Raw genomic sequence first — 25,316 nt, 5'->3', positions numbered from 1 at the left:
CTATGCAGCTGAACCTGACCGGGCAACACGTTGAAATCACTCCACCTCTGCGTGAATTCGTCAACGGTAAATTTGCCAAACTGGAACACTATTTTGAACATATCAATCAGGTCTATATTGTCCTGAAGGTTGAGAAAGTCACACAGGTGGCTGACGCAACGCTACACGTGAATGGTGGCGAGCTGCACGCCACATCCGAAGCGGAAGATATGTATGCGGCCATTGACGGACTGATCGATAAGCTCACCCGTCAGCTGACCAAACACAAAGATAAACTGAAAAAACACTAACCTTCACGCTAGCGACGCGCGCCTGGCGCGCAGAGCCGACAGGATGGGGCGGATAATCCGCCCCGTTTTGTCATCTGAGCAGGCGCCGTTTGTCACACGCGTCAATACGCGCTGGCGGTGAATGGCCTGGTGAACACGCAAGTGAAACGATAATGAACAACGATCTCACACTGGAATTGAGCACAGTGCTTTCGCCAGACTGCACCCGCAGCGGCGTCCACTGCCAGAGCAAAAAACGTGCGCTGGAAATTATCAGCGAACTGGCCGCTAAGCAGCTCAACCTGCCGCACCAGACGCTTTTCGAAGCGATCCTGACCCGCGAACGCATGGGCAGTACCGGTATTGGAAACGGGATAGCCATCCCGCACGGCAAGCTGGAAGAGGATACGCTGCGCGCGGTTGGGGTCTTTATCAGCCTCGAACAGCCGATTGCGTTTGATGCCGTCGACAACCAACCGGTCGATCTGTTGTTTGCCTTACTGGTCCCGGCTGACCAGTGCAAAACACATCTCCACACCCTGTCACTGGTGGCAAAGCGTCTGGCAGATAAAACGGTTTGCCGTCGTCTGCGCGCAGCGCAGAGTGATGAAGAGCTCTATGCCATTATTACGGAAGTCCAGTCGGAGCAGTAACGCGTCTTTACCGGCCGGGTGCCGGTTTTAAAACGGGAGAGAAGGTCATGGTGCTGATGATCGTTAGCGGTCGTTCAGGCTCGGGGAAGTCAGTGGCGCTCCGTGCGCTGGAAGATATGGGGTTCTACTGCGTTGATAACCTGCCGGTCGTGCTGCTGCCTGAGTTAGCTAACTCGCTGGCAGAGCGCAATATTTCGGCGGCGGTCAGCATCGACGTGCGTAATATGCCTGAATCCCCGGAAATTTTTGAAACCGCACTGAATAATCTGCCTGATACATTTTCCCCTCAGCTGCTGTTTCTCGACGCCGATCGCAACACCCTGATACGTCGTTACAGCGATACGCGCCGTCTGCATCCCCTCTCCAGCAAAAACCTCTCACTGGAGAGTGCGATTGATGAAGAGAGCGATCTGCTGGAGCCACTTCGTTCGCGTGCCGATCTGATCATCGACACCTCAGAGATGTCGGTGCATGAGCTGGCCGAGATGCTGCGTACCCGCCTGCTGGGCAAGCGTGAACGTGAGCTGACCATGGTGTTTGAGTCGTTTGGCTTCAAGCATGGCATCCCGATTGACGCTGACTATGTATTTGACGTGCGCTTTCTGCCCAACCCCCACTGGGATCCCAAACTGCGCCCGATGACCGGCCTCGATCGCCCTGTGGCGGCCTTCCTTGATCGCCACACTGAAGTGCATAATTTTATCTACCAGACGCGCAGCTACCTTGAACTCTGGCTGCCGATGCTGGAGACCAATAACCGTAGCTATCTTACCGTGGCGATTGGCTGCACCGGCGGTAAACACCGCTCAGTCTATATTGCAGAACAGCTGGCAGATTACTTCCGTTCACGGGGTAAGAATGTGCAGTCACGCCATCGTACGCTGGAAAAGCGCAAATCATGACCGTCAGACAAACTGTAGAAATCAAAAATAAGCTGGGTATGCATGCACGTCCGGCGATGAAGTTATTTGAGCTGGTGCAGAGCTTTGATGCCGAAGTACTACTGCGCAATGAAGCGGGCACTGAAGCCGAAGCCAGCAGCGTGATTGCGCTGCTGATGCTCGACTCGGCAAAAGGCGGCCACATTGAGATTGAGGCCAGCGGCCCGGAGGAGATCCCGGCGCTGGCAGCGGTCATTGAGTTATTTGAAGCGGGTTTCGATGAAGATTAACGCTTAGTCGAGCTGATTACGCTGCAGGAAGCCTTCTCCGCCAAGCTGGCGCATCTGACGCAGTATCCACTGCTGCCGCTCTCTGACGTAGCCTGAGGGTGCAGCAGCACGATAACGTATCGGATTAGGCAGCACCGCTGCCAGTAAGGCAGCATCTGCTGCGGTCAGCCGGCTGGCAGGCTTATGGAAGTAGCGCTGAGAAGCCGCCTCAACGCCAAAGATGCCCGGCCCGAACTCCGCAATATTGAGATAGACGGTTAAAATACGCCGCTTCGTCCAGACCGTTTCAATTCCTACCGTCAGACCCGCTTCCAGACCTTTACGCACCCAGCTGCGGCCATCCCAGAGGAACAGATTCTTCGCCGTCTGTTGAGACAGCGTGGACGCCCCACGCATCCGGCTATCGCTGTTATCCAGTACAGACTCAATCGCCGCCACATCGAAGCCCCAATGGGTGGGAAACTTTTGATCTTCTGAAGCGATAACGGCCAGCCCCATCCAGGGCGAAATCTCGTCATGGCCGACCCAGTCTGAATGGGCGACATAACTAAAATCACCGCGTAACCAGGCTCCAATCTGTCGTTCAGCCATCACCGCTGAGAACGGTACGGGTAAGAACGAAAAGAGTAAAATGCCCGCCAGCCATATTCCCAGCCACACCAGTACGATACGACCAACAATACGTCTGATACGCTGCCCGACGCTTCCTTTATGCTTGTTCATGCAATCTTCCCACACTTGTTTCAGACGTTAATCAATCACTCATGTAATCACTGCTAAAAAAGCAGCTTTTTTACGATTATCGCTGAAAACTGACTGGCTGTTTCCAGACTTTATTCAATCATTTTGCATCAACATGCTGCAACAGTTCGAAATAGTTCAAGTACTTCCGCAAAAAAGGAATCGGTTCCATTCATTGCCACTGCTTAGCCTCTTTCCAGATAAACACTTAATAATGAGTAATAAGCACCCGCACAAATCATTTACCATGCTTAACTGTTATTTTTTTCTTAATCCTGCTGAGCCCAAAGGTTAATCAGAATTATCGTTATAACGTATAAATAAACAGCGCTTAATGGTGTCACAGGTTGACAGAACGGTAGTATTTCCTTTCGGCAATAACCCTGATGGCAGAACGACAGAAGGACAAAGCTTTAGATTCTTTTTTATCATTCCAAATCGTTTTGGATAATTCGTGTCATTTCAGGCAGCGCGCTTGCAATATCAGCGCGTTAGCCTCACTTAAAAGGCAAATGCTAACGCGGGCTCACTTTGGTGCTGTTCAGCCTCTGCTTCCCTGCCCGGCAGCGTTAAAACTACACGAAAAAGCGTAAAACTGATTAAAATAACAGCAACACAGCACAGAAATTAATTCCTTACTTGACTGTGTTGCCAAATTAATGTTTTCTGTATTTAAACGCTGCTCAATATCACAAATTTTAATGAATCTTATCGCATGAGAAGATGAATTTGCTAAGGTGATGACAGTGTTAACCAATACCCTGCGGCTGCATTAATTATTCAAATCATAGCGGCCGCAATGATTTCCCTGGTGTTGGCGCAGTATTTCGCGCACCCCGGCCTCGGCTGGGGTCATTTTTTTCCGGGGTATCACTTATCCTGCTCTGCCACCCAGTCGCGTAATACCTGCACATCGTGTCGCCATTCATGCTTCAGCTCATCAATCCATTCCCCCACATTGTCCCACCACGCCGGTAACTCCGGACTCTGGATCTGTTTCGCCAGCATCTGCAAACGCTGCAGCCCGACCGAACCCGCCGCCCCTTTGATTTTGTGCCCCTCTTCAGCAATGCCTTTCTGGTCGCGCGCCATCAGATTCGATTCCAGCACCGCAAGGTAGTCCGGCATCATCTTTTCAAACATCGTCAGGCTTTGGGTAATCAGGCTGGGGCCAACCAGCTCGATATACTGTTCGAGCATCGCGACATCCAGCAGCATCCGGGTTTTGTCATCGCTGACATCAGCGATCTCCTCTTCCGGTTCTGCCTGATAATCCCAGTACTTTTTAATCATCGCAGTGAGTGCCGGCACTGCCAGCGGTTTGCTAAGCACGTCATCCATTCCCGCATCGAAGTACTCTTTTTTGTCTTTGAGGACATTGGCGGTAAGAGCAACCAGCGGGGGCAGATGCGTACCCTGGTACTGCTGGCGAATCGCACGTGAGACATCCAGCCCGGTCATATCGGGCAGCTGAATGTCCAGCAGCACCAGGTCAAACTCCAGCGGGTCAAACATCGCCAGCGCCTCGCTGCCGGTCATGGCGACCTCCACACTGCAGCCCAGCTTCTCCAGTACCGAGCGCGCCACAATCACATTAAGCTCAATATCTTCAACCAGCAGCACGTGCAGCGCAGGCAGTGGCAGGCTGTCGTCCACACCTTCATCCTCCACCTCTTCAGCAATGCGTGGCGCTTTGATCTCTACGGTGAAGCATGACCCCTGTCCCGGCGCACTGTGCACGCGGATATCACCGCCCATCGCCTGCGCCAGGCGGCGTGATACTGCCAGCCCGATGCCGGTACCGGTTGCGGGTTTTCCGCCATGCTGATCTTTGACCTGATAGTACATAGCGAAGATCTTGTCCTGCTCCTCCTGACGGATACCCATGCCGGAATCCTGCACCTCAAAGCGCAGCGTCTCGTCCTGCTCATAGGTTACCCGCACCACGATCTCGCCCTGCTGGGTGAACTTCACGGCGTTACCAATCAGGTTCCACAGAATCTGGCGCAGACGCGTTCCATCGGTCGAGATCATATGCGGCAGCGGCAGTTGCGGCGCGAGCACAAACTTCAGCCCTTTCGGCTGTGCCAGCAGACCAGAGAGGTTTTCTAAATCGGCCAGGAAACCGGTGAAGTCGAGCGGCTGATTATCCAGCTGCACTTTACGGCGCTCGATTTTGTCCACCTCAATCACATCATTGAAGATGTTGCCCAGCGTGATAGCGGAGACGTGGATGGTTTTCAGGTATTTCAGCTGTTCCTGATTAAGGTCGGTGTCCAGCAGGATGCGGCTCAGGCCGACAATGCCATTAAGCGGCGTACGAAGCTCGTGGCTGATCGTAGAGATAAAGGTGGTCTTCTCCCGGCTGGCGTTCTCTAACGCGTCCTGATAGCGCTTACGTTCGGTTATATCGCGGCCAAAGCCCATCAATCCGCTGCGCTTACCCACGCGGTCGTAGTAAGGCACTTTACGGATCTCAAAGCAGGCTTTGCGTCCGTCGGGATATTGCAGCCACTGTTCATAGGTCAGCGAGACGTTGTGGCGGAACACCTTCTCGTCCGTTTCCAGCACCTTAGTGGCCGCTTCATCATCATAGATATCGCGCGGCGTCAGGCCAATCAGCTGCTTTTCGCTTTTGCCGGTCAGCAGCTCCATCGCGCGGTTGCAGCCGGAGAACTGTTTATCGATGTTGCGATAGAAAACCAGGTCAGGCGAGGCATCCAGGAAGGAGCGCAGGAAGGAGGATTGCTGTTCCAGCTCAATCTGTGCCTGCTCACGACGCGTTACCTCTTCACGCAGCTTATCCATCACCTGTTCGCGTGCCAGCTCCGCCTTTTTACGATCGCTGATCTCCTGATTCAGCTGCGTAATGGTCTCTTTCATCTGCTGATTGAGTTCCAGATCGCGGGTACGCATCTCTTCCAGCTTATCCACCAGCCGTGCCAGTCGTTGCCGTGACTCCTCCAGCTGATCGACCACCACCGAGAGAAAATAGACCGCCCAGGGCGTGATCAACAGCCCGAAGAAGACCGAACGCACCACGTCAATACTCTCGACATGGCCCCGCAGTACCATCGTGACCGCCATCTGGACAATCATCGCCAGCACCACCAGCGCAGACGCCAGCAGCAGCGAGAACCTCACCAGTCCAAGCTTCACCATTAAATCAACGTAGTACTGCGCCAACAGACGAATTTGTTTCATAACAACTCCCTGGAAGAGAAACAGCCTCATAATAGCGCAGTTACCCCGCTGCCGTCGCAGCACGTCGCGTGGAGATAAGGGATCAAATGCGCTTTTATGGTGCAGCAGCCTCGCCGATCGGCGACGTTAAGGACAAAGCGGTTAAAACCCTTGACTGACTGTGCCAAATGAATAATCTGTAAGGCCGCCAGCGAATCACCGATTCCTCTGTACGGCCTTTTTTCAATATCCTGGCAGCGTCCTGTCGCGCAGGCACACCCTTTTATATGCATACCCATTCATCTTTAATGCTGTTTTAAGCATGCCCATGCTGATTAATTTTTCTTATAACCAACCGTGGTTTCATTCAAATAGCCGGACATAAGAAAAACAGATACATGCTATGCATCACGGGTGCTGAACAGCATTTAATGCTACCAAAGACCCTGTCACCAGCATGGTGCAGAGATCTGACGCCTGCACTACAGTGAGTCAGTTCACATTTATCGGCCTGTCTCCTGGCATCAGAGTGATACATTTTAAACCATAAAAATCATTAAATTCATAGTCTTAAGCAGATAAAACGCCTGATAATCCCGTCTGACCACCCTATTTGACCTGATTACGCTTTCCCGATAAGTTGGAAATCCGCTGAAAGCTTTCCAGACGGGCCATTGTCTCGGCATATCTATGCAACAAGAAGACTCCCGCGTGGTTTAAGTCATCTCCTTTAAGAGACCGGAAATCAAAGAGCAGCTCAATTAAGGACGTTTTACCGATGTCTGGAGAGAAATGCTCAGGGCTATGACGCGCGCTCGACAGAGCATGGCGATGAAAATGATAGCGCCCCCGTTGCGCTCAGACCCTGAAACAGTGCAGGTAATGTCAAAGCAGTTTAAGGAGACCCTCAATGTCCACTAAAAAACCTCAATCCTATGGCTTGTATGATCCGACAGCAGGCAGTGACAGCTGTGGTGTAGGTTTCATTACGCGTAAGGACGGCGAGCAGACCCACGAGATTCTGCAGATGGCGCACAGCGCCCTGTGTACGGTGCCTCACCGCGGCGGCATGTCAGCGGAAGGCGTTGGTGATGGCGCGGGGGTCAACGTTGATCTTTCGCTGCAATTCTTCCGCAAAATTACCGGCCAGCCGCTGGAAGCGGGACGCTTTGGTGTCGGTAACTTCTTTGTGCCGAAAGATGCTGAGCTGCGTGCGAATGCCGAACGTCTGGTGGATGAAACCCTCAGCAGCTTTGGTCTGCCGGTACTCATGAAACGTGACATGCCGCTCGACAGCAGCGTGACGCGTCCGGCAGCCGCGCAGTTCCAGTTACCGATTCTGCAGTGGATTTTCACTGCGCCACAGGATGTGGTGGATCAGAACGACTTCGAAAAACGCATCTACCGTGCCCTGTTAACCATTGAAGCCCGAGCTTTCACCGAAAGCGAATTTGGCGGTCTCTATCCGCTGTCGCTGTCGTCACGCACGCAGGTGTTCAAAGCCCGTCTGAATTCAAATGAAGTGATCCCTTACTTCAAAGATCTGACCGATCCTGATCATCAGGTGCGCGGGCTGTTTTTCCATACCCGCTTCTCCACTAACACCGATCCCCATACCACGATGGCGCAGCCGTTCCGCCTGATGGCGCACAACGGCGAGCTGAACACTGACCGTAAAAACCGCATCGCTGAGTCCGCGCTGGCGCTGGCCCGTGGCAAGACAATCGTGCGGCCTAAAGGCCAGTCCGACAGTTCGCGCCTGGATCAGAGCATCCACAGCCGTCTGATGGAAGATGACCTCGATCTGATCACCGCCGTGGTGTCGATGATGCCGCCCGCCTGGGAAAACGACAGCGCGCTGTCGCCAGAAGTGCGTGACATGCTGGAGTACTTCTCGCTGTATGAAGAGAAGAACGACGGTCCTGCTGCCTTAATCTTTGGTAATGGCGAAGTAATTGGCGCGCGTCTTGATCGTCTGGGCCTGCGTCCCCTGCGTTCAGTAGAAACCGCTGACTATATCGGTGCGATGTCGGAAGCGGGCCAGATCGCCTTCCCACCTGAAAGCGTGTTGCGTCGTGGGCGTATCGAAGCGGGCGGTATGCTCTATTTCGATCACCGTGAAAAACGCAGCTATACCACGCTTCAGGCGCTGGAAAAACTGGCCGCAGAGAAAGATTATTCGGCGTTGCTGCGTGAAGCGCGCGTCGGACTTGACGATCTGCCCGAGATCCCGGCAGAACAACAGGGTTCACCGCTGCGTTATCGTGGCGATCTGAAAACGTATCAGCGCTTTGTTGCCTACTACTACAACCAGGAAAGCTTCAAGTTCATGATGGATCCGATGCTGAATACCGGCGCAGAGAAGATCTCCGCGATGGGTTACGGCAACGCCATCAACGGCTTATCCGATCATGAAGGCGGCATGGCGCACTACTTCTCTCAGCGCTTTGCTCAGGTCACCAACCCGCCGCTGGACTCTATCCGCGAAGTGGATGGCATGACGCTGCGTGTCGCGCTGGGGGCGAAACCCCATCTGGGCCGCAGCAAAGGCCGTCAGATTGTGGTGCCGACCCCGATTCTCAGCCACCTTGATATGCTGCGTTTACGCGAGCAGACCATCGCACCTTATGCCCGCTTTGAGATGCTCTATGAGCCGGTGATCGGCAAAGATCTGCTGAGCACCACCGCGAACGCGAATGCCCTGGAAAAAGCGATTGATGACCTGGCGCAACAGGTGGTTGATTTTGCCCGTACCCAGGGTGGCATCGCCGTACTTACCGATCGCCATATCTCTTCAAAGCACGCCGCGATCCCGATGCTGCTGGTGGTTTCCGCCATCAACCAGCGCCTGATAAAGGAAGGGTTGCGTCTGGATGTTTCTCTGGTAGTTGAAAGCGGCCAGAGCATCTCCTCGCACCACATTGCCGCCACACTTGGCTTTGGGGCGTCGGCTATCTATCCGCTGGGCGTACAGATGCGCGCAGAGGAGAAATTTGGTGAAGGTGAAGAAGGTAATAAAGCCTTTAAGCGCTATGCCAAAGCGGCTGAAAAAGCACTGATGAAAACCATGGGCAAAGTGGGCCTCTGTACCGTTGAGAGCTACAGCAGCGGCGAGTTCTTTGAGCCTAACTTCCTCAACACCGATGACCCGGTGCTGAAAAAGTATTTCCCGAATATCAAAACGCCGGTGGGCGGCGCAGGCTTCGCGACGATCGCGCAGATGGCCGTTGACTGGCACCAGAGCGCACTGAAGATTCAGGGCGAATCTGAAGTTCCGTTGCTGGGTCTGTTCAAAGAGCGTGCAGAAGGCGCAGGTCACTCCTACGGCACCATCGCCGTGCGGACCTTTATCGATATGACCGAAGAGCCGATTCGCTTTGCTGACAAAGCGCGCGAAGAGGACAACTTCATCCGCCTGATGACGCTGGCTAAACTGGATAATGCGTTTGGCATAAAGCCAGAGACCTTTAAAGACAGCAGCTTTGAGCGCATCCCGGATGAGGTGATCAATAATTTCGCGATTACTGCTGATTACCGTCAGTTCTCAAGCCTGATGTATGAAGAGCGTAAACGTCGCCCGGCGGCCCTGCGCGACATCCTGACATTCCCGGCTGACCTGACCCACATCGACAGCGAAGCGGAGTTCCGTCGCAAGCTGGGACGCTACTCGCTGACCAACAACGGCTTTGCCATTCGTGGCATGGAGTGTGAAGCGGTAGATGGCAGCCTGAATCACTTTATGCTGCGTCTGACCGATGCGATTGAAGGACTGAAGCCTGAGAGCGAACGCCTGCAGAACCTGTCTCGCGCCCTGAAATCCCGCTTCGGTGACGATATTGAAAGCAGCGAAGTGGTGACTGGCGGTCTGAAAGTGACCGCTTACGGTAAAGCGGCCGATTATCTGTCACGTATCTTCACCACCCTGCCCTCACTGCCGCTGAGCGAAGTGCAGCCAGCCTGTGAAATTACCCGTACCTTTGCCTCCGGGGCGATGAGCCACGGCGCGCTGGTGGCTCCCGCTCATGAAGCGGTCGCGCACGGCACCAATATGGTCGGCGGCATGAGTAACTGCGGTGAAGGCGGCGAGCATTACTCCCGTCACGGCACCATCCGTGCCTCACGCATCAAACAGCTGGCTTCGGGCCGTTTTGGCGTCTGGGCTGCCTATCTGGCAGATCCGATGCTGGAAGAGCTGGAGATCAAAATTGGTCAGGGTGCGAAACCTGGCGAAGGCGGCCAGCTACCGGCGGCCAAAGTTACCGTCGAGATTGCTGCCGCGCGTGGCGGTACGCCTGGCGTCGAGCTGGTCTCACCGCCGCCGCACCACGACACCTATTCCATCGAAGATCTGGCGCAGTTGATCCACGACTGCAAAGCCGCGCGGGTGCGCGTTATCGTCAAGCTGGTCTCGTCTGAAGGGATCGGCACCATCGCGGTTGGCGTAGCCAAAGCCGGTGCAGACGTGATTAACGTTGCGGGTAACACCGGCGGTACCGGCGCTGCGTCGGTGACCAGCCTGAAATATACCGGACGCGTGGCCGAAATCGGCATCGCTGAAGTCCACCAGGCGCTGTGCGCTAATGGCCTGCGTGAGAAAGTGCTGCTGCGCTGTTCTGGCGCACAGCAGACCGGCAGCGACGTGGTGAAATCTGCGCTGCTGGGCGGCGACAGCTTTGAGTTCGGTACGACAGCGCTGATGATGCTGAAATGCGTGATGGCGAAGAACTGTAACGTTAAGTGCCCGGCTGGCTTAACCACGAATGCCGAAGCGTTTGATGGCGATCCGCGTCAGCTGGCGCAGTATTTCCTCAACGTGGCGCATGAAGTGCGTGAAATCCTGGCGCGTATGGGCCTGCGTTCCCTGCGTGAGGCACGCGGTCGCTCTGACCTGTTGCACCTGATGGATCACCCGCTGGAAGTGGGCAAGCTCGACTTACGCGCCATGCTTACCGTGGTGCCTGAGCTGAAAATCGACAAGCCGGTTTATCTGGAAAAAGATTTTGAGCTGGATGATGTCTGGATTGAGCAACTGAAGCTGTCGCTGGTGGATCAGGGAAATCCTGACGTCACTCTGGGCAACAACATCGTGCTGAATAACCGAAACAAAAGTGTCGGCGGCCAGCTGGCCATCGATATTGAGCGGATGCTGAACCATAAGCTGAGTTCTGAGCAGCTGCAGGCGATGCCTGCCGTAATGACCGACGATCGCGGTCGTCGCTATCTGGCCCCTGAGAGCGTAAAAATTTCCACCACCGGTTCTGCCGGTCAGTCGTTTGGCGCCTTCTGCAACGATGGCATGCAGCTGACTCATTACGGCACCTGTAACGACGGTGTCGGCAAAGGACAGTGTGGCGGCGAACTGATCGTGATGTCGCCTGGTGGCGGCGCGCAGGATGCCGATGGCAACGTGCTGATTGGTAACTTTGCACTGTTTGGCGCGACCGGCGGACGTCTGTTCGTGCAGGGCCAGGCCGGTGACCGTTTCGCGGTGCGTAACTCCGGTGCCACCGCCGTGGTTGAAGGCGTCGGTGACTTCTGCTGCGAATATATGACCAACGGCGCCATCCTTAACCTGGGCACCTTTGGTAAAGGATTTGGCAACGGCATGAGCGGCGGCTTCGCCTACCAGTACGACCCCTATGGATCGCTGGCCAGCCATGCTGCCGGTGATTCGGTGCAGTTCGGCTCGATTGCCGATCAGGATGAGATGGCCCAGGTGCACAAGCAGGCGGTACTGACCATGCTGAACTGGCATCTGGAGGCGACCAAATCACCGCGTGCCGCCTGGCTGCTGGAGAACTGGGAAACGGAGTGTCACCACTTTGTTTACGTGATGCCGCGTTCGCTGCTGCTCTATCAGGATGGCGGCGAGATTCTGAAAGCCAAGAGCCGCAAAGATCTGCTCGAAGAGCTGTCGACAGCGCTGGCAGGCCATCAGGTGGCGAAGTTTAAAGCCGCATGGCGTCAGGGTAAAACCATCGCCAACGGTGCCGTACCGGCTTATGGCGCGACCGATACGCTGGAAATGTTTGTCCTGCTCAACAACTACACCGTGCTGAGCTTTGCCCAGCAGCTGGCGCTGGGCAAATTACCGAAAGGCACCCCGGTTGAAGATGTGGCAGTTGAAAAAGCGGTCCGTAATCTGTTGATGACGGAAGACTTTTCGCTGATAAGCAAGCTGCAGCGTCATGCCCGTTCCGCCATCGAGAGCTATAGCGATGATGAACTGGCGAGTCTGATTGGTACCAAACGCATGTCAGATTACAAAGCGGCGCTGACGCAACGTAACATCCGCTCCATGCACAGTCTGGCAACCTATGGCTGGATCATGTATCAGGATGCCTGTAACCGGGAAGTGCTGGGCCACCTGCCTGACTTTGAAGAGCTGTTTGCACGTGCGGCATTGCCGGAAATCGCCGCTGCGGTGGGTAAACTCTCCTGACAGTGATACTGATCAGGCTGAACTGAATATTATTAATTGATCATTGCCCGGATTAATCGTTGTACCGGACAGATGCAGCACCGCTCTCCCCTGTCGCACATACTGCGGCGCGGGAAAGCGGAACCGCTTTCACACCGGACAATGCCACTGATGACGGGCGAGAACGGGATTGAGTAAAAGTACCCATGAAAATTCCTTATATTCCAGAAGATGCACCTTTTAATGGCGATCAGAAGTACTGGCTGGCTGGCTTTCTTGCGGGTCTGCACTCCCGTTTGCTGGTATTAGAAGACAAGCAGCAACCCGCCGCGGGCACAGGCGCAGCCGCGACGACGCAACTGCACATTCTTTATGGCTCACAGACCGGCAATGCTGAAGCCCTGGCGCAGACCGCAGCGAAGTCTGCGCGCGCTAAAGGGCTGGTGCCGGTGGTTCAGGCGCTGGGCGATGTCGATCTCGACGTGTTTGCCACCATGCGCCATGTGCTGATCGTCACCTCGACCTATGGCGAAGGTGAAATGCCGGACAACGCGCAGCTGTTCTGGGATGCGATCTCTGCCAGTACCGCACCGCGTCTGGAGCAGATGCATTTCGCCGTGCTGGCGATTGGCGATACCGGCTACGATGGCTTCTGTCAGGCGGGCAAGTTCATTGATATGCGCCTTGAGCAGCTGGGCGCGAAACGCGTGGTTGATCGTATCGATTGTGATATCGATTTTGAGGAGCCTTCCAGCGAGTGGCTGAACAGCTCAATGCCACAGTTTGCCGCCAGCGCGGGCAGCAGCGGTACCGTGCTGGAAAGCGCGCCTGAAGCGCCAGTCATTCCAGGCAGCAACAAATCCAATCCATACGCCGCCGCGCTGATCACCAACAAGCGTTTGTCAGGCGAGCAGTCAGCCAAAGATATTCGTCATTTCGAGTTCGACCTGTCTGACAGCGGCCTGAAGTATGAAGCGGGCGATGCGCTGGGCGTGATTCCGGTCAACGAGCCGTCGCTGGTCAGCCTGCTGCTGACCCAGCTTAACGCGGACTACGAGACGCCGGTGCCCGGCTTTGATCGCAGCCTTGGCGACCTGCTGACCTATCAGTTTGAGATCTCAGAGCCGTCACGCAAGTTAATCGAATGGGTCGGGCAGAACACCACCAACCAGGAGCTGCGTCATGTGTTACAGCATGATGATAAAGATGCGCTGGGCGTATGGCTGTGGGGCAAAGATACCCTTGACCTGCTGCAGCTTGAGCTGACGCGCACGCTGGCGGTACCCGAGTTTGTCGCGCTGCTGCGTCCGCTGCAGCATCGCGCTTACTCTATTTCGTCCAGTTCTAAAGCCCATCCTGATCAGGTGCATCTGACCGTTGCCTCGGTGCGTTATCACAGTGGTGGCCGTAATCGCGGTGGCGTCTGCTCAACCTATCTGGCCGAGCGTGTGCGTCGTGGTGAAAAGCCCGCCATCTTTATCTCACCCAATAAATCGTTCCGCGTGCCTGCCAACAACAGCGCACCGCTGATCATGGTGGGACCGGGTACCGGCATCGCGCCATTCCGTGCCTTCCTGCAGGAGCGCCAGGCAACCGGCGCGCAGGGGAAAAACTGGCTGTTCTTCGGCGATCAGCATCAGGAACATGACTTTATCTATCAGGATGAATTACTTGCCTGGCGTGATAATGGCTTGCTGACGCGTCTGGATCTGGCCTTCTCACGCGATCAGGAGAAGAAGATCTACGTACAGAGCCGGATGCTTGAACAGGGCGCTGAGCTGTATGCCTGGCTGCAGGAAGGGGCTTACTTCTATGTCTGTGGCGATGCATCGCGTATGGCGAAGGATGTGGATAATGCGCTGTATGAAGTGGTTCGCCAGTTTGGTGGCCTCTCCACCGAGCGTGCTGCTGACTATGTCGATCAGTTGAAGAAAGAGAAGCGCTACCTGCGCGACGTCTATTGATCGCGATGGTCTGCTGAAAAAATCCGGCTTGCGCAGGCAGCCGGATTTTTTTATGGCTGACAGGCAAAAAAATACCCGTCGGATGGACGGGTATTCACTGTTATGTCACTGCTATTTCACTACGCGCAGTGAAGGTCGTCCACCACGTGGCGGTGGATCGTCATCAGGCGGTGTCTCGTCATCGCTGGCATCGTCAGGACGATCACCATCAATCACCGACATCATGGTCTCTTCCTGACCCTCTGACGCCTCATGCGTGCCCAGCTCGTAAGCCGGTTCCGGTTCAAACATCGTCCCGGCACCGTTTTCACGCGCATAGATTGCCAGAATCGCCGCCATCGGCACGTTAACCTGGCGAGGAACGCCACCAAAGCGGGCGTTGAACGACACCTGATCGTTTGCCAGATCGAGGTTACCGACAGCACGTGGCGCAATGTTCAGGACAATCTGACCATCGCGCGCATACTCCAGCGGCACCTGCACACCCGGCAGATTAATGTCGACCACCAGATGCGGCGTCAGCTGGTTGTCGAGCAACCAGTCATAAAAGGCGCGCAGCAGATAGGGACGACGTGCAGTAAGTTGCGACATTTCCATACGTTAAGCCCGGGCTTGCAGCCGCATTTCACGTTCAGCTTCAGTTAATGAAGCGAGGAAGGAGTCACGCTCAAATACGCGATTCATGTAACCTTTCAGCTCTTTAGAACCTGAGCCGATCAAATCGATACCCATTGACGGCAGACGCCATAACAGCGGAGCCAGATAGCAATCAACCAGGCTGAACTCTTCGCTCATGAAATAAGGCGTACGGCCAAACAGTGGCGCGATAGCCAGCAGCTCTTCACGCAGTTGCTTGCGTGCCGCTTCCGCTTCCTGACCGCTGCTGTTCTCTACTTTCCTCATCAGGCTATACCAGTCCTGCTCGATGCGGTGCATCATCAGGCGGCTATCACCACGGGCAACCGGATAAACCGGCATCAGTGGCGGATGCGGGAAGCGCTCATCTAAATATTCCATGATGATGCGTGATTCATACAGCGTCAGCTCACGATCTACCAGCGTCGGTACCGTGCGATACGGATTGAGGTCAATCAGATCCTGCGGCAGGTTATCCATTTCGACCTGCTCGATCTCTACGCTGACACCCTTCTCCGCCAGGACGATACGTACCTGATGGCTGAAAATGTCAGTAGGACCAGAAAACAGCGTCATTACCGAACGTTTGTTGGCAGCGACAGCCATGAAAACCTCCAAGTTTGTTCACAAAAAGATACTGCGAATAGCCAACCACACGGCGACTCACTTGCTTATCGAACTCGCACGCAACCTGGTTAGCCGCGCCGTAGATACTGACGCCCCGACAGTGGGGAGGCGCATAACGCACCGGCCTGCGGGCGCAAAGTGACACACAGTTTACCAGATTTTAGGCTGCTTGTGGGCGTGGAATGAATTTTTGCAGGTAAATTGAGCGCGGCGTTACGGTTTTCGCGGGGCGTTAATGGGAAGACAGAAAATAAAAAACCCGCCGAAGCGGGTTTTTTGAGCCAATTGCCGCAGCCGGAGCTGCAAACAATTAACGCTTGGAGAACTGAGGACGACGACGTGCTTTACGCAGGCCGACTTTCTTACGTTCAACCTGACGCGCATCACGCGTTACGAAGCCAGCTTTACGCAGCTCGCCACGCAGTGATTCGTCGTATTCCATCAGAGCGCGGGTGATACCGTGACGGATCGCACCAGCCTGACCAGAAATACCGCCACCTTTAACAGTGACATAGAGATCGAATTTACCAACCAGGTCCAGCAGCTCAAGCGGCTGACGAACTACCATGCGGGCAGTTTCGCGACCGAAGTACTGTTCCAGAGAACGTTGGTTAATTACGATGTTACCGCTACCCGGCTTAATGAATACGCGAGCGGTAGAGCTTTTGCGGCGACCAGTGCCGTAGTTTTGAGTTTCAGCCATTGCCTTTAATCCCGATTAAATGTCAAGAACTTGCGGTTGCTGTGCCGCATGGGTGTGCTCGTTGCCTGCGTAAACTTTCAGTTTACGGTACATAGCACGACCCAGCGGGCCCTTCGGCAGCATGCCTTTAACCGCGATCTCAATCACACGCTCAGGACGGCGAGCAATCATCTCTTCAAAGGTCGCCTGTTTGATACCACCGATGTGGCCAGTGTGGTGATAGTAGATCTTGTCAGTACGCTTGTTGCCGGTTACAGCAACTTTTTCTGCGTTCAGAACGATGATGTAATCACCCGTATCAACGTGCGGAGTGTATTCCGCTTTATGCTTACCACGCAGACGGCGCGCCAGTTCAGTCGCCAGGCGACCCAAAGTTTTGCCCGTTGCGTCAACTACAAACCAGTCACGTTGGACGGTTTCTGGTTTAGCTGTAAAAGTTTTCATCGAAAAGCTTACCCAAATTAAGTTACACGTTGGTGAAATCCCAAACGCTTAAGTAAACGAATGAGGCTCACACGACCATTTTGACCAGCAAGCCACCCCTTCGGATAGAGTTACTGGAACACAGAGGATTTGGGAAAAAAATCCTTTGCTGTAACGTGGGGTCGCAAGATTATAGAGAAGTCGGTTACAAAAATCGAACCCTATTTCGGTATTTATCCCGATTATTCTCACGGCAGGTGCGGTAAACGCAGATACTCTTCGCTCTGCATCTCCTGAAGTCGGGATAAACAGCGCTGGTATTCAAACTTCAGCCGCGTACCCTGATAAATCTCGGTCAGTGACGTTTCTGCCGCGACCACCAGCTTCACATGCCGTTCATAGAACTCATCGACCAGTGCCAGGAAACGCCGTGCCTGATCTTCGGTTTTGTAGATCATCACCGGCACGTCATACAGCAGCACACTGTGAAAACGGCGCGACAGCGCAATATAGTCATGCTGGCTGCGCCCTTCGCCACACAGGGTGGTGAAATTAATCGCCAGCACGCCCTCGCTGACGCCCAGCGTCGGCATCTGGCGGTGATTAATTTCCAGTACCGGCGCATCTTCAGGCTGGCTGCCCGACAGCGCTTTAAACATCCGCGCCATTTCAGCGTGCGTCTCTTTGTTCAGCGGAGAGTTCCACAGGTGCGCGGAGGTCAGCGTGCGTAACCGGTAGTCGATGCCGGCATCCACATTCATCACATCACAATGACGTTTGATCTGTTCAATGGCAGGCAGGAAGCGCGCACGTTGCAGACCATTGCGATAGAGATCATCAGGCGGAATGTTCGAGGTGGCCACCAGCGCAATACCGCGTTCAAACAGCGCTTCCATCAGCGTGCCCAGCAGCATCGCATCGGTGATATCGGAGACAAAAAATTCATCAAAACAGAGGATGTCCGTTTCCGCTTTGAATTTGTCCGCAATAATCAGTAACGGATCGCTCTGCCCCTGAAGCTGCGTCAGCTCTTCATGCACCCGCAGCATAAAGCGGTGGAAGTGCAGACGTAGTTTGCGATCGCCAGGAATAGACTGAAAAAAGAGATCCATGACCCAGGTCTTACCGCGACCGACACCGCCCCACATATAGAGTCCACGTACCGGTTGTGGCGTCTCGATTTTCTCTTTACCGATCAATTTTGACAGGCGACCCAGCAGGCCGGATGTGGCAGGCGCGGCGGATTGTTGCCGGGCAACCAGCGCCTGCTGCAGCGCGTCTAAACGGGTAATCGCTTCACGTTGTACGTCATCGGGCCTGAATTCGCCCTGCGACAGCGCCTGCTCATAGCGTGCAAGCGGAGTTGAGGTTTGCATTGTTGTTTCAAAGTCCCTGAATGGTGTCTGATTCATACCACAGTTGCTGAAAAAAAGGCCGTTCTACACTAAGCCATGCTGCTCCAGAGTTCCACATCCATTAGATTAACGGGTATAGTGACTATTATTGAAATGGTGCAATGCCCTACGGAACAATGGAAATAACACGGGAGTCATTATGACCTGGGAATACGGGCTAATTGGTTTAGTGGTAGGTATTATTGTCGGCGCAGTCGCCATGCGTTTTGGCAACAAAAAGCTGCGTGAGCAGCGCAGCATGCAGTACGAGCTGGAAAAATCGAAAGCGGAGCTGGCGGATTATCGCGAAGAGCTGACCAACCACTTCGCGCAGAGCGCGGAGCTGCTGGACAACATGGCGCGTGATTATCGTCAGCTCTATCAGCACATGGCAAAAGGCTCAAACGACCTGCTGCCGAATCTGCCTGGCCAGAAAAATCCGTTTGCCTATCAGCTGACTGAAGCCGAAGCGGACAACGATCAGGTGCCGGTGCAGATGCCGCGCGACTATTCTGAAGGCGCATCCGGTTTACTGCGTGGCGAGCGCCCTGCCCGCGACTAATCTTTTTGGGGCGCAGCCTGTCTGCGCCCGCTGTTTTTGCGAACCCTGACCGCAAACGACTGTCACACTTATTAATTCCTCCCACCTTTTGCAGCGAGAGCGTTGTAGCAATGAAAAAACAAGCACGCCTGTTTAGCGCATTAGCCCTGAGTATTGGGATGAGCCTTGCCGCCGCGCCAGACGCGATGGCAACGCTGCCAGCACAAATTGCGGGCCAGCCGCTGCCGAGTCTGGCACCGATGCTGGAGAAAGTGTTACCTGCCGTGGTCAGTGTGCACGTGGAAGGCACTGACTCGGGTGCACAGGCTCAGGATATTCCTGAACCCCTGAAACGTTTTTTTGGTCAGATGCCTGGCGGAAATAGTCAGCCACAGCCGTTTGAAGGTTTAGGTTCTGGCGTGATCATCGATGCCGCGAAAGGCTACGTGCTCACCAACAATCACGTGGTCAACGGTGCGGATAAAATCAACGTACAGCTTGGCGACGGCAGTGAATATGAAGCCAAACTGATTGGCCATGATGAGCAGACTGATATCGCGCTGATTCAGATTCAGGGCGCAAAAAACCTTACGCAGGTGAAAGTCGCGGACTCTGACCAGCTGAAAGTGGGTGATTTCGCGGTAGCTATCGGTAACCCGTTCGGTCTGGGACAGACGGCCACCTCCGGTATTATCTCCGCACTGGGCCGCAGCGGCCTGAACCTGGAAGGGCTGGAAAACTTTATTCAGACCGATGCCGCGATCAACCGTGGCAACTCAGGCGGTGCGCTGGTCAACCTTAACGGCGAACTCATCGGTATCAACACCGCGATTCTCGCCTCCAGCGGCGGTAACATCGGTATCGGCTTTGCTATCCCGAGTGATATGGCGATGAACCTCGCGCAGCAGCTGATTAAATTTGGTGAAGTGAAGCGCGGTCAGCTCGGCATCAAAGGCACTGAAATGACAGCCGATATGGCTAAAGCGTTCAATGTCGATGCGCAGCGCGGCGCCTTTGTCTCTGAAGTCCTGCCGCAATCTGCTGCGCAGAAAGCGGGCGTGAAGTCAGGCGATATCATTACGTCGATCAACGATAAGCCGATTACCAGCTTCGCTGAGCTGCGCGTCAAAGTGGGAACCACGCCGCCAGGTGAACAGGTTAAGCTTGGCCTGCTGCGTGAAGGTAAGCCGTTAACGGTTACCGTTACGCTGGAGCAGAGCGCACAGACCACCGCCAGCGCACAGCTGATGTCACCCGCGCTTCAGGGCGCAACCCTGAGTGATGGACAGACTAAAACCGGTGATAAAGGCGTGAAGGTCGATACCATCGAAAAAGGCACACCGGCTGAACAGGTTGGTCTGCAGAAAGATGATGTGATTATCGGCGTTAACCGCAACCGGGTTCAGACCATTGCTGAAATGCGTAAAATACTGGAAGGGAAACCGCCGGTACTGGCACTGAATGTGGTGCGCGGCGATGAAAGTATCTATCTGTTGTTGAGATAAACCTCGCATTACGGCGGACACAAGCGCGTGTGTGTCCGCCGCTCTCATGCTATTCTCCCCTGCGATCTCCCCTGGCGTAATTTAACACCATGTTTCTTAAACTTTTGCGTGCCGTGGTGCTGGGCCTGATTGTGGCGGGTATTTTGCTCGCAGCACTGCCTGCACTGCGTATGGGCAGCGACGCCCTCTATAACCACGAAAATATTACAGACGAAACGCCCTTTAGCTTCAATCAAGGGGTGCGCCGCGCCGTGCCTGCCGTTGTGAACGTTTACAATCGTAGCGCCCACGGCAACAATAACCGTGGCATCACGACCCTGGGTTCAGGGGTCATCATGAATGCAAAAGGCTACATCCTTACCAATAAGCATGTGATCAATAATGCCGATCAAATTATCGTGGCGCTTCAGGATGGCCGCTTCTTTGAAGCGACGCTGGTGGGTTCCGATGGCATGACCGATCTGGCGGTACTGAAGATTACGGCCTCCGGCCTGCCCGTTATCCCCATCAATCCAAATCGCCAGGCGCATATCGGGGATGTGGTGATGGCGATCGGCAACCCCTATAACCTCGGTCAGACGGTCACGCAGGGCATTATCAGCGCCACGGGCCGGGTTGGCTTAAGTTCATCAGGCCGACAGAACTTCCTGCAGACCGATGCGTCAATTAATCAGGGTAACTCCGGCGGCGCGCTGATTAACTCGCTTGGCGAGCTGATGGGCATTAACACCCTGACCTTCGATAAAAGTAGTGATGGTGAAACCCCGGAAGGGATTGGTTTCGCCATTCCAACCGTTTTAGCCTCGAAAATCATGGATAAGCTGATTCGTGATGGTCGGGTGATCCGCGGCTATATCGGCATTACCGGGCGTGAGCTGCCGCCGCTGCATGGACAGGGCAGCAATCTGGATCGGGTTCAGGGCATTATTGTCAGCGTGGTCACGCCAGATGGGCCAGCGGATAAAGCCGGGATTCAGGCCAACGATGTGCTGCTCAGCGTTAATGGCAAGCCGGCCATCTCCGCGCAGGAGACCATGGATCAGGTGGCAGAAATTCGCCCGGGTTCAGTGATTGATGTGCAGGTACTGCGAAACGATCAGAAACTGACGCTGCCGGTCACCATTCAGGAGTTTCCTGACAGCAGCAGTTAGCTGAAACCTGTGCCAGGTCAGGGATGGCCCGGCTGATCACAAAGAAGGCCGCCATCCATGGCGGTCGGCCTCGCCATCCTGGCTCGGACGCTTTGCTCTTCATCCGGGCCAACCCTTCCCCTCTAATCCGCCATCGTTTGTGATTAACCGATTAGCAGCGATCTACCGGAAACGCGATGACATCGCTCAATGACTCCGCTTTCAACGCCAGCATGATGAGGCGATCAATACCCAGTGCGACCCCGGAACAGGCTGGCATGCCATGCGCCAGCGCATCCAGCAGATACGTATCAATAGGATGCACAGGCAGGCCGCGCGCCGCACGGCGACGGTTATCCTGCTCAAAACGCTGACGCTGCTCACGGCTGTCGGTCAGTTCACGGAAACCGTTCGCCAGCTCAATGCCTTTGTAATAGACCTCAAAGCGTTCGGCCACACGGTGATCTTCGGTGCTGATCTCCGCCAGGGCTGCCTGGCTGGCCGGAAAATGATAAACGAAGCAGGGTTTATCCTGACCAATCTTCGGTTCCACACCCAGCATAAACAGCAGCATCAGTAAGGTATCGCGATCTTCTTCTGCACGCGCCAGCTCACCTTCACCCAGCTTCTCTGCCGCTTCACGCAACTGCGCTTTATCCGCTGACAGCGGATCCAGCTCAAGATGGCGGATAAACGCCTGCTGATAGGAGAGCGACTCAGCGCTGTCACACTCCAGCACCTGCTGCATCAGATCGTCGACTTCGTTCATCAGACGGTACATGTCGTAATGCGGCCGGTACCACTCCAGCATGGTGAATTCCGGGTTGTGGTGACGTCCCGCCTCTTCATTGCGGAAGCTGCGCGCCATCTGATAGATCGGGCCACTGCCCGCCGCCAGCAGGCGTTTCATATGATATTCCGGGCTGGTCATCAGCCAGAGATCGCGCCCCTGTGCCGCGCCAGGCCCGACAAAACGCGTCTGGAATGGCACCAGATGGATATCGGTAATGGTTGCCTGGCTCATCGCCGGCGTATCCACTTCCAGCACGCCGCGATCGGCAAAGAAACGACGCACTTCTGCTAAAATAGCGGCGCGTTTTAACAAATTGGCGATGGATGCGCTTGGTTGCCAGCTTGCCGTTTCGCTCATGGTGATGACTCCTGATACAAATTAGGGGGGGAAGTCTACCTGCAATGCCTGCGGCAAACAATCTCGTGCCCGTACTGCCAAAAACAGCGTTTCGGCTTCTATACTTAAGCGGTTAAATCACAAAGGAATCCCACTATGTCTCCATGGAAAACAGTTGTTGCCAGCCTGAGTGCTTTTCTCTCTGTCGCCTGCAGCACTACGCCGCCAAAGAACGTCACGGTCGTAGATAACTTTGACAGCCAGCGCTATCTCGGTCAGTGGTATGAGATTGCCCGCCTTAACCACCCTTTTGAGCGCGGACTTGAACAGGTAACGGCAAACTACAGCCCGCGTGAAGATGGCGGCCTGAAGGTAATCAACCGTGGCTATAACGTCAAAAAGCAGCGCTGGCAGGAGAGCGTCGGCAAAGCCTACTTCACCGGGGAACCCACGCGGGCTTCTCTGAAAGTCTCTTTCTTCGGCCCCTTCTATGGCGGCTATAACGTGATTGCTCTCGATCCGGACTACCGCTATGCACTGGTATGTGGACCGAATCGCCACTATCTCTGGATACTGTCACGCACACCCCAGCTGGAGCCGGGCGTAAAAGAGAAGCTGGTTGATCAGGCGCGTCGGGATGGTTTCCCGGTTGAAGAGTTAATCTGGGTAAAACAGAAATAGTGCAGAATCTGACAAGCCGGTACGAAAAGCATTTCGTACCGGTTGGAATAACAGGTTACTTCGTGCTGTTCTGAATCGCCTGGCCGCCCGCTTCGACATCTTCACCTACGCCACGCGTTGTATTACAAGCTGTGAGCAGGGAAGAGAGCACCAGTACAGAGAAGATCGCAGCAATACTTTTCTTTAACATAACAATGTCCTTTTTGATGGATGTAAAGTACAGCGCTTTAAGCATAGCCGGATTTCCGGCAGTTGCTGCTGGCGAGACTTTAAAAAGGACAATCAGTTAAGGTCATTTTGCTGCTCGCGAAATGGCACCACCTAAGTGAGAGACATCTTCGCCAAAACCGTGGAATGTGTTGCAGGCGCTTAACGCAGAGGAGACCAGCAACGCGAACGCGATTAATTTTGCCAGCTTGATCATTTTTTTCTCTCAGACAAGAAAAAGGCGCACCAGAAGATGCGCCTGCGAATCTTATTTCACGCGTGACACGTATTCGCCAGAGCGGGTGTCAACTTTCACCACTTCGCCCTCTTGCACGAACAGTGGCACTTTCACCACGGCACCGGTAGAGAGTTTAGCTGGCTTGCCGCCAGTCCCTGCAGTATCACCTTTCAGGCCTGGATCGGTTTCGATAACTTCAGCTTCGATAAAGTTCGGCGGCTGAACGGCGATCGGACGACCGTTCCACAGCGTAACGATACATTCAGCGTTATCCTGCAGCCATTTCGCTGCATCGTTTACCGTCTTCTCTTCAACCTGGAACTGCTCAAAGCTTTCCGGATGCATGAAGTGGTAGAACTCACCGTCGTTGTACAGGTAGTTCAGGTTGGTATCTACTACGTCAGCGCCTTCGGCGGAGTCGGTAGATTTAAAAGTTTTCTCAACGCGAGAACCCGTCAGCAGGCGACGCATTTTAACGCGCGCGAATGCCTGACCTTTACCCGGTTTAACGAACTCACTGGATTCGATGGCATACGGCTCGCCTTCAAACATGATTTTAAGACCGGGACGGAAATCGTTGCTAGAATAAGTCGCCATGAAGGCCCTCTACGAAAATTGACACTGGTACTAAGCCAAAAAAATGGCACACATTGTAACCCTAAAAACACCTTCCAGAGAAGATTGGTTGCAGCAACTTGCGGATGTTGTCACCGAACCTGATGAATTACTGCGGATTTTAGCCCTTGATCAGCACACTGAGCTGGCTGAAGGTGCGGATGCGCGGCGTCTTTTCGCCTTACGTGTACCGCATGCGTTCATCCGCCGGATGAAAAAAGGCGATGCGCACGACCCGCTGCTGCTTCAGGTACTGACCCGCCGCCAGGAATTCACTGATGCGCCAGGTTATAGCACCGATCCGCTCGATGAACAAAGCAACGTTGTACCTGGATTGCTGCATAAATACCGAAACCGGGCTTTATTGTTGGTAAAAGGCGGCTGCGCCGTCAACTGTCGCTACTGCTTCCGTCGTCATTTCCCCTATCAGGATAATCCCGGCAACAAGCGTAGCTGGCAGGCTGCACTGGACTATATCGCCGATCATCCCGAGCTGGATGAGATCATTTTCTCCGGCGGTGACCCGCTTATGGCGAAAGATCATGAGCTCGCCTGGCTTATCGCCGCGCTGGAACAGATCCCCCATCTGAAACGTCTGCGCATCCACAGCCGCTTACCGGTGGTGATACCGGCGCGCATTACCGATCAGCTCTGTCAGATGTTAAGCGAGACGCGTCTGCAGGTGGTGATGGTGACGCACATCAACCATGCGCAGGAGATTGATGATGAGCTGCGTGAGGCGATGATTAGCCTGAAGCGTGCTGGAGTGACTCTGCTGAATCAGAGCGTGCTGTTGCGTGGCGTCAACGATAATGCACAGACGCTGGCCACCCTGAGCAATGCACTATTTGATGCCGGCATCCTGCCCTACTATCTGCACGTGCTGGATAAGGTACAGGGTGCGGCGCATTTCTTTGTGTCAGATGACGAGGCCCGCCAGCTGGTGCGTGCACTTCTGTCACAGGTCTCCGGCTATCTGGTGCCAAAGCTGGCGCGTGAAATTGGCGGAGAGCCAAGTAAAACACCGTTAGATTTACAGTTACGTCAGGAATAAAAACGGCCAGCAAAAGGCTGGCCGGTTCAAT

General features: G+C 54.5%; 22 protein-coding genes. 11 read left to right on the top strand and 11 right to left on the bottom strand.

Translation table 11 applies throughout. The features are described from left to right. The first annotated feature begins 2 nt into the window (after positions 1-2). The 4 genes from hpf (at position 3) to npr (ending at position 2,093) form a co-directional block, all read left to right on the top strand. The gene (gene hpf, locus EPG66_RS13925) at positions 3-290 is read left to right on the top strand and encodes a ribosome hibernation promoting factor (RefSeq protein ID WP_010251913.1); all 288 of its coding nucleotides are present in this window, start codon (positions 3-5) and stop codon (positions 288-290) included. A 152-nt stretch (positions 291-442) separates the two neighbouring features. Then, entirely contained in the window at positions 443-922 is a 480-nt protein-coding gene (ptsN, locus tag EPG66_RS13920; protein ID WP_010251916.1) for a PTS IIA-like nitrogen regulatory protein PtsN, read from the top strand. 47 nt (positions 923-969) lie between these two features. Continuing rightward, complete coding sequence (rapZ, locus tag EPG66_RS13915) at positions 970-1,824, top strand: RNase adapter RapZ (protein ID WP_010251920.1); 855 nt, start codon at positions 970-972, stop codon at positions 1,822-1,824. Then, the gene (gene npr / locus EPG66_RS13910; RefSeq protein WP_010251923.1) at positions 1,821-2,093 is read left to right on the top strand and encodes a PTS phosphocarrier protein NPr; all 273 of its coding nucleotides are present in this window, start codon (positions 1,821-1,823) and stop codon (positions 2,091-2,093) included. The genes rapZ and npr overlap by 4 nt, the downstream gene beginning before the upstream one ends. 3 nt (positions 2,094-2,096) lie before the next feature. Here npr and mtgA read toward each other — a convergent pair whose 3' ends face one another. Continuing rightward, on the bottom strand, positions 2,097-2,816 hold the full coding sequence (gene mtgA, locus EPG66_RS13905; protein ID WP_010251926.1) for a monofunctional biosynthetic peptidoglycan transglycosylase: 720 nt from the start codon (positions 2,814-2,816) through the stop codon (positions 2,097-2,099). Between the two features lie 888 nt (positions 2,817-3,704). Further along, positions 3,705-6,038, bottom strand: a complete 2,334-nt coding sequence (gene arcB, locus EPG66_RS13900) for an aerobic respiration two-component sensor histidine kinase ArcB (RefSeq protein WP_010251930.1) — start codon at positions 6,036-6,038, stop codon at positions 3,705-3,707. 889 nt (positions 6,039-6,927) lie between these two features. Between arcB and EPG66_RS13895 the strand changes: the two genes are divergently transcribed. Both EPG66_RS13895 and EPG66_RS13890 read left to right on the top strand, forming a co-directional pair. Then, on the top strand, positions 6,928-12,459 hold the full coding sequence (locus EPG66_RS13895; protein WP_182687242.1) for a glutamate synthase-related protein: 5,532 nt from the start codon (positions 6,928-6,930) through the stop codon (positions 12,457-12,459). Positions 12,460-12,644: 185 nt separating this feature from the next. After that, positions 12,645-14,402, top strand: a complete 1,758-nt coding sequence (locus tag EPG66_RS13890; RefSeq protein ID WP_031592002.1) for a sulfite reductase subunit alpha — start codon at positions 12,645-12,647, stop codon at positions 14,400-14,402. A 111-nt stretch (positions 14,403-14,513) separates the two neighbouring features. On the opposite strand, the gene sspB is transcribed toward EPG66_RS13890, so the two are convergent. The 5 genes from sspB to zapE form a co-directional block, all read right to left on the bottom strand. After that, a complete protein-coding gene (gene sspB / locus EPG66_RS13885) occupies positions 14,514-14,999 on the bottom strand; it encodes a ClpXP protease specificity-enhancing factor (RefSeq protein ID WP_010251939.1) in 486 nt (161 codons plus the stop codon). A 3-nt stretch (positions 15,000-15,002) separates the two neighbouring features. Continuing rightward, positions 15,003-15,644 (bottom strand): stringent starvation protein SspA, encoded by a 642-nt coding sequence (gene sspA / locus EPG66_RS13880; RefSeq protein WP_009092481.1) that lies wholly within the window; start codon positions 15,642-15,644, stop codon positions 15,003-15,005. A gap of 331 nt (positions 15,645-15,975) precedes the next feature. Further along, positions 15,976-16,368 (bottom strand): 30S ribosomal protein S9, encoded by a 393-nt coding sequence (gene rpsI, locus EPG66_RS13875; RefSeq protein WP_008925401.1) that lies wholly within the window; start codon positions 16,366-16,368, stop codon positions 15,976-15,978. A 15-nt stretch (positions 16,369-16,383) separates the two neighbouring features. After that, entirely contained in the window at positions 16,384-16,812 is a 429-nt protein-coding gene (gene rplM / locus EPG66_RS13870) for a 50S ribosomal protein L13 (protein ID WP_008925400.1), read from the bottom strand. Between the two features lie 227 nt (positions 16,813-17,039). Continuing rightward, positions 17,040-18,167: a cell division protein ZapE gene (zapE, locus tag EPG66_RS13865; RefSeq protein ID WP_031592001.1), complete on the bottom strand. Its 1,128-nt coding sequence runs from the start codon at positions 18,165-18,167 to the stop codon at positions 17,040-17,042. Positions 18,168-18,345: 178 nt separating this feature from the next. Here zapE and zapG point away from each other — a divergent pair, with 178 nt between their 5' ends. From zapG to degS, 3 genes are all read left to right on the top strand, one after another. Then, a complete protein-coding gene (gene zapG, locus EPG66_RS13860; RefSeq protein ID WP_003848291.1) occupies positions 18,346-18,747 on the top strand; it encodes a Z-ring associated protein ZapG in 402 nt (133 codons plus the stop codon). Positions 18,748-18,857: 110 nt separating this feature from the next. Beyond that, on the top strand, positions 18,858-20,231 hold the full coding sequence (gene degQ, locus EPG66_RS13855) for a serine endoprotease DegQ (protein WP_031591997.1): 1,374 nt from the start codon (positions 18,858-18,860) through the stop codon (positions 20,229-20,231). Positions 20,232-20,320: 89 nt separating this feature from the next. After that, the gene (gene degS / locus EPG66_RS13850) at positions 20,321-21,382 is read left to right on the top strand and encodes an outer membrane-stress sensor serine endopeptidase DegS (protein ID WP_010251964.1); all 1,062 of its coding nucleotides are present in this window, start codon (positions 20,321-20,323) and stop codon (positions 21,380-21,382) included. A 151-nt stretch (positions 21,383-21,533) separates the two neighbouring features. Here degS and epmA read toward each other — a convergent pair whose 3' ends face one another. After that, on the bottom strand, positions 21,534-22,511 hold the full coding sequence (gene epmA / locus EPG66_RS13845; RefSeq protein WP_003848297.1) for an elongation factor P--(R)-beta-lysine ligase: 978 nt from the start codon (positions 22,509-22,511) through the stop codon (positions 21,534-21,536). 135 nt (positions 22,512-22,646) lie between these two features. Between epmA and EPG66_RS13840 the strand changes: the two genes are divergently transcribed. Next, on the top strand, positions 22,647-23,171 hold the full coding sequence (locus EPG66_RS13840) for a lipocalin family protein (protein ID WP_010672015.1): 525 nt from the start codon (positions 22,647-22,649) through the stop codon (positions 23,169-23,171). A 55-nt stretch (positions 23,172-23,226) separates the two neighbouring features. Here EPG66_RS13840 and EPG66_RS13835 read toward each other — a convergent pair whose 3' ends face one another. From EPG66_RS13835 to efp, 3 genes are all read right to left on the bottom strand, one after another. Further along, positions 23,227-23,361, bottom strand: coding sequence for an entericidin A/B family lipoprotein (locus EPG66_RS13835; protein WP_003848302.1), 135 nt, complete (start codon positions 23,359-23,361; stop codon positions 23,227-23,229). A 102-nt stretch (positions 23,362-23,463) separates the two neighbouring features. Next, entirely contained in the window at positions 23,464-23,595 is a 132-nt protein-coding gene (locus EPG66_RS13830; RefSeq protein WP_003848306.1) for an entericidin A/B family lipoprotein, read from the bottom strand. Between the two features lie 51 nt (positions 23,596-23,646). Next, complete coding sequence (efp, locus tag EPG66_RS13825) at positions 23,647-24,213, bottom strand: elongation factor P (RefSeq protein ID WP_008925396.1); 567 nt, start codon at positions 24,211-24,213, stop codon at positions 23,647-23,649. 43 nt (positions 24,214-24,256) lie between these two features. On the opposite strand from efp, the gene epmB reads away from it, so the two are divergent. Beyond that, on the top strand, positions 24,257-25,285 hold the full coding sequence (epmB, locus tag EPG66_RS13820; RefSeq protein ID WP_064704939.1) for an EF-P beta-lysylation protein EpmB: 1,029 nt from the start codon (positions 24,257-24,259) through the stop codon (positions 25,283-25,285). Positions 25,286-25,316 lie beyond the last annotated feature (31 nt).

The sequence above is a fragment of the Pantoea pleuroti genome (genome assembly GCF_014156615.1).
GTDB classification, from domain to species: Bacteria; Pseudomonadota; Gammaproteobacteria; order Enterobacterales; family Enterobacteriaceae; genus Pantoea; species Pantoea agglomerans.
The sequence above is the reverse complement of the archived record's forward strand: the minus strand, read 5'-3'. Positions and strand labels throughout refer to the sequence as shown.

What these genes read in the sequence shown, in the direction of transcription:
- efp (WP_008925396.1), bottom strand. Translation starts at nt 24,213, where the DNA reads ATGGCGACTTATTCTAGCAACGATTTCCGTCCCGGTCTTAAAATCATG.
- EPG66_RS13830 (WP_003848306.1), bottom strand. Translation starts at nt 23,595, where the DNA reads ATGATCAAGCTGGCAAAATTAATCGCGTTCGCGTTGCTGGTCTCCTCT.
- hpf (WP_010251913.1), top strand. Translation starts at nt 3, where the DNA reads ATGCAGCTGAACCTGACCGGGCAACACGTTGAAATCACTCCACCTCTG.
- rapZ (WP_010251920.1), top strand. Translation starts at nt 970, where the DNA reads ATGGTGCTGATGATCGTTAGCGGTCGTTCAGGCTCGGGGAAGTCAGTG.
- epmA (WP_003848297.1), bottom strand. Translation starts at nt 22,511, where the DNA reads ATGAGCGAAACGGCAAGCTGGCAACCAAGCGCATCCATCGCCAATTTG.
- arcB (WP_010251930.1), bottom strand. Translation starts at nt 6,038, where the DNA reads ATGAAACAAATTCGTCTGTTGGCGCAGTACTACGTTGATTTAATGGTG.
- zapG (WP_003848291.1), top strand. Translation starts at nt 18,346, where the DNA reads ATGACCTGGGAATACGGGCTAATTGGTTTAGTGGTAGGTATTATTGTC.
- rplM (WP_008925400.1), bottom strand. Translation starts at nt 16,812, where the DNA reads ATGAAAACTTTTACAGCTAAACCAGAAACCGTCCAACGTGACTGGTTT.
- degS (WP_010251964.1), top strand. Translation starts at nt 20,321, where the DNA reads ATGTTTCTTAAACTTTTGCGTGCCGTGGTGCTGGGCCTGATTGTGGCG.
- degQ (WP_031591997.1), top strand. Translation starts at nt 18,858, where the DNA reads ATGAAAAAACAAGCACGCCTGTTTAGCGCATTAGCCCTGAGTATTGGG.
- ptsN (WP_010251916.1), top strand. Translation starts at nt 443, where the DNA reads ATGAACAACGATCTCACACTGGAATTGAGCACAGTGCTTTCGCCAGAC.
- sspA (WP_009092481.1), bottom strand. Translation starts at nt 15,644, where the DNA reads ATGGCTGTCGCTGCCAACAAACGTTCGGTAATGACGCTGTTTTCTGGT.
- EPG66_RS13890 (WP_031592002.1), top strand. Translation starts at nt 12,645, where the DNA reads ATGAAAATTCCTTATATTCCAGAAGATGCACCTTTTAATGGCGATCAG.
- rpsI (WP_008925401.1), bottom strand. Translation starts at nt 16,368, where the DNA reads ATGGCTGAAACTCAAAACTACGGCACTGGTCGCCGCAAAAGCTCTACC.
- EPG66_RS13835 (WP_003848302.1), bottom strand. Translation starts at nt 23,361, where the DNA reads ATGTTAAAGAAAAGTATTGCTGCGATCTTCTCTGTACTGGTGCTCTCT.
- sspB (WP_010251939.1), bottom strand. Translation starts at nt 14,999, where the DNA reads ATGGAAATGTCGCAACTTACTGCACGTCGTCCCTATCTGCTGCGCGCC.
- mtgA (WP_010251926.1), bottom strand. Translation starts at nt 2,816, where the DNA reads ATGAACAAGCATAAAGGAAGCGTCGGGCAGCGTATCAGACGTATTGTT.
- EPG66_RS13895 (WP_182687242.1), top strand. Translation starts at nt 6,928, where the DNA reads ATGTCCACTAAAAAACCTCAATCCTATGGCTTGTATGATCCGACAGCA.
- zapE (WP_031592001.1), bottom strand. Translation starts at nt 18,167, where the DNA reads ATGCAAACCTCAACTCCGCTTGCACGCTATGAGCAGGCGCTGTCGCAG.
- EPG66_RS13840 (WP_010672015.1), top strand. Translation starts at nt 22,647, where the DNA reads ATGTCTCCATGGAAAACAGTTGTTGCCAGCCTGAGTGCTTTTCTCTCT.
- npr (WP_010251923.1), top strand. Translation starts at nt 1,821, where the DNA reads ATGACCGTCAGACAAACTGTAGAAATCAAAAATAAGCTGGGTATGCAT.
- epmB (WP_064704939.1), top strand. Translation starts at nt 24,257, where the DNA reads ATGGCACACATTGTAACCCTAAAAACACCTTCCAGAGAAGATTGGTTG.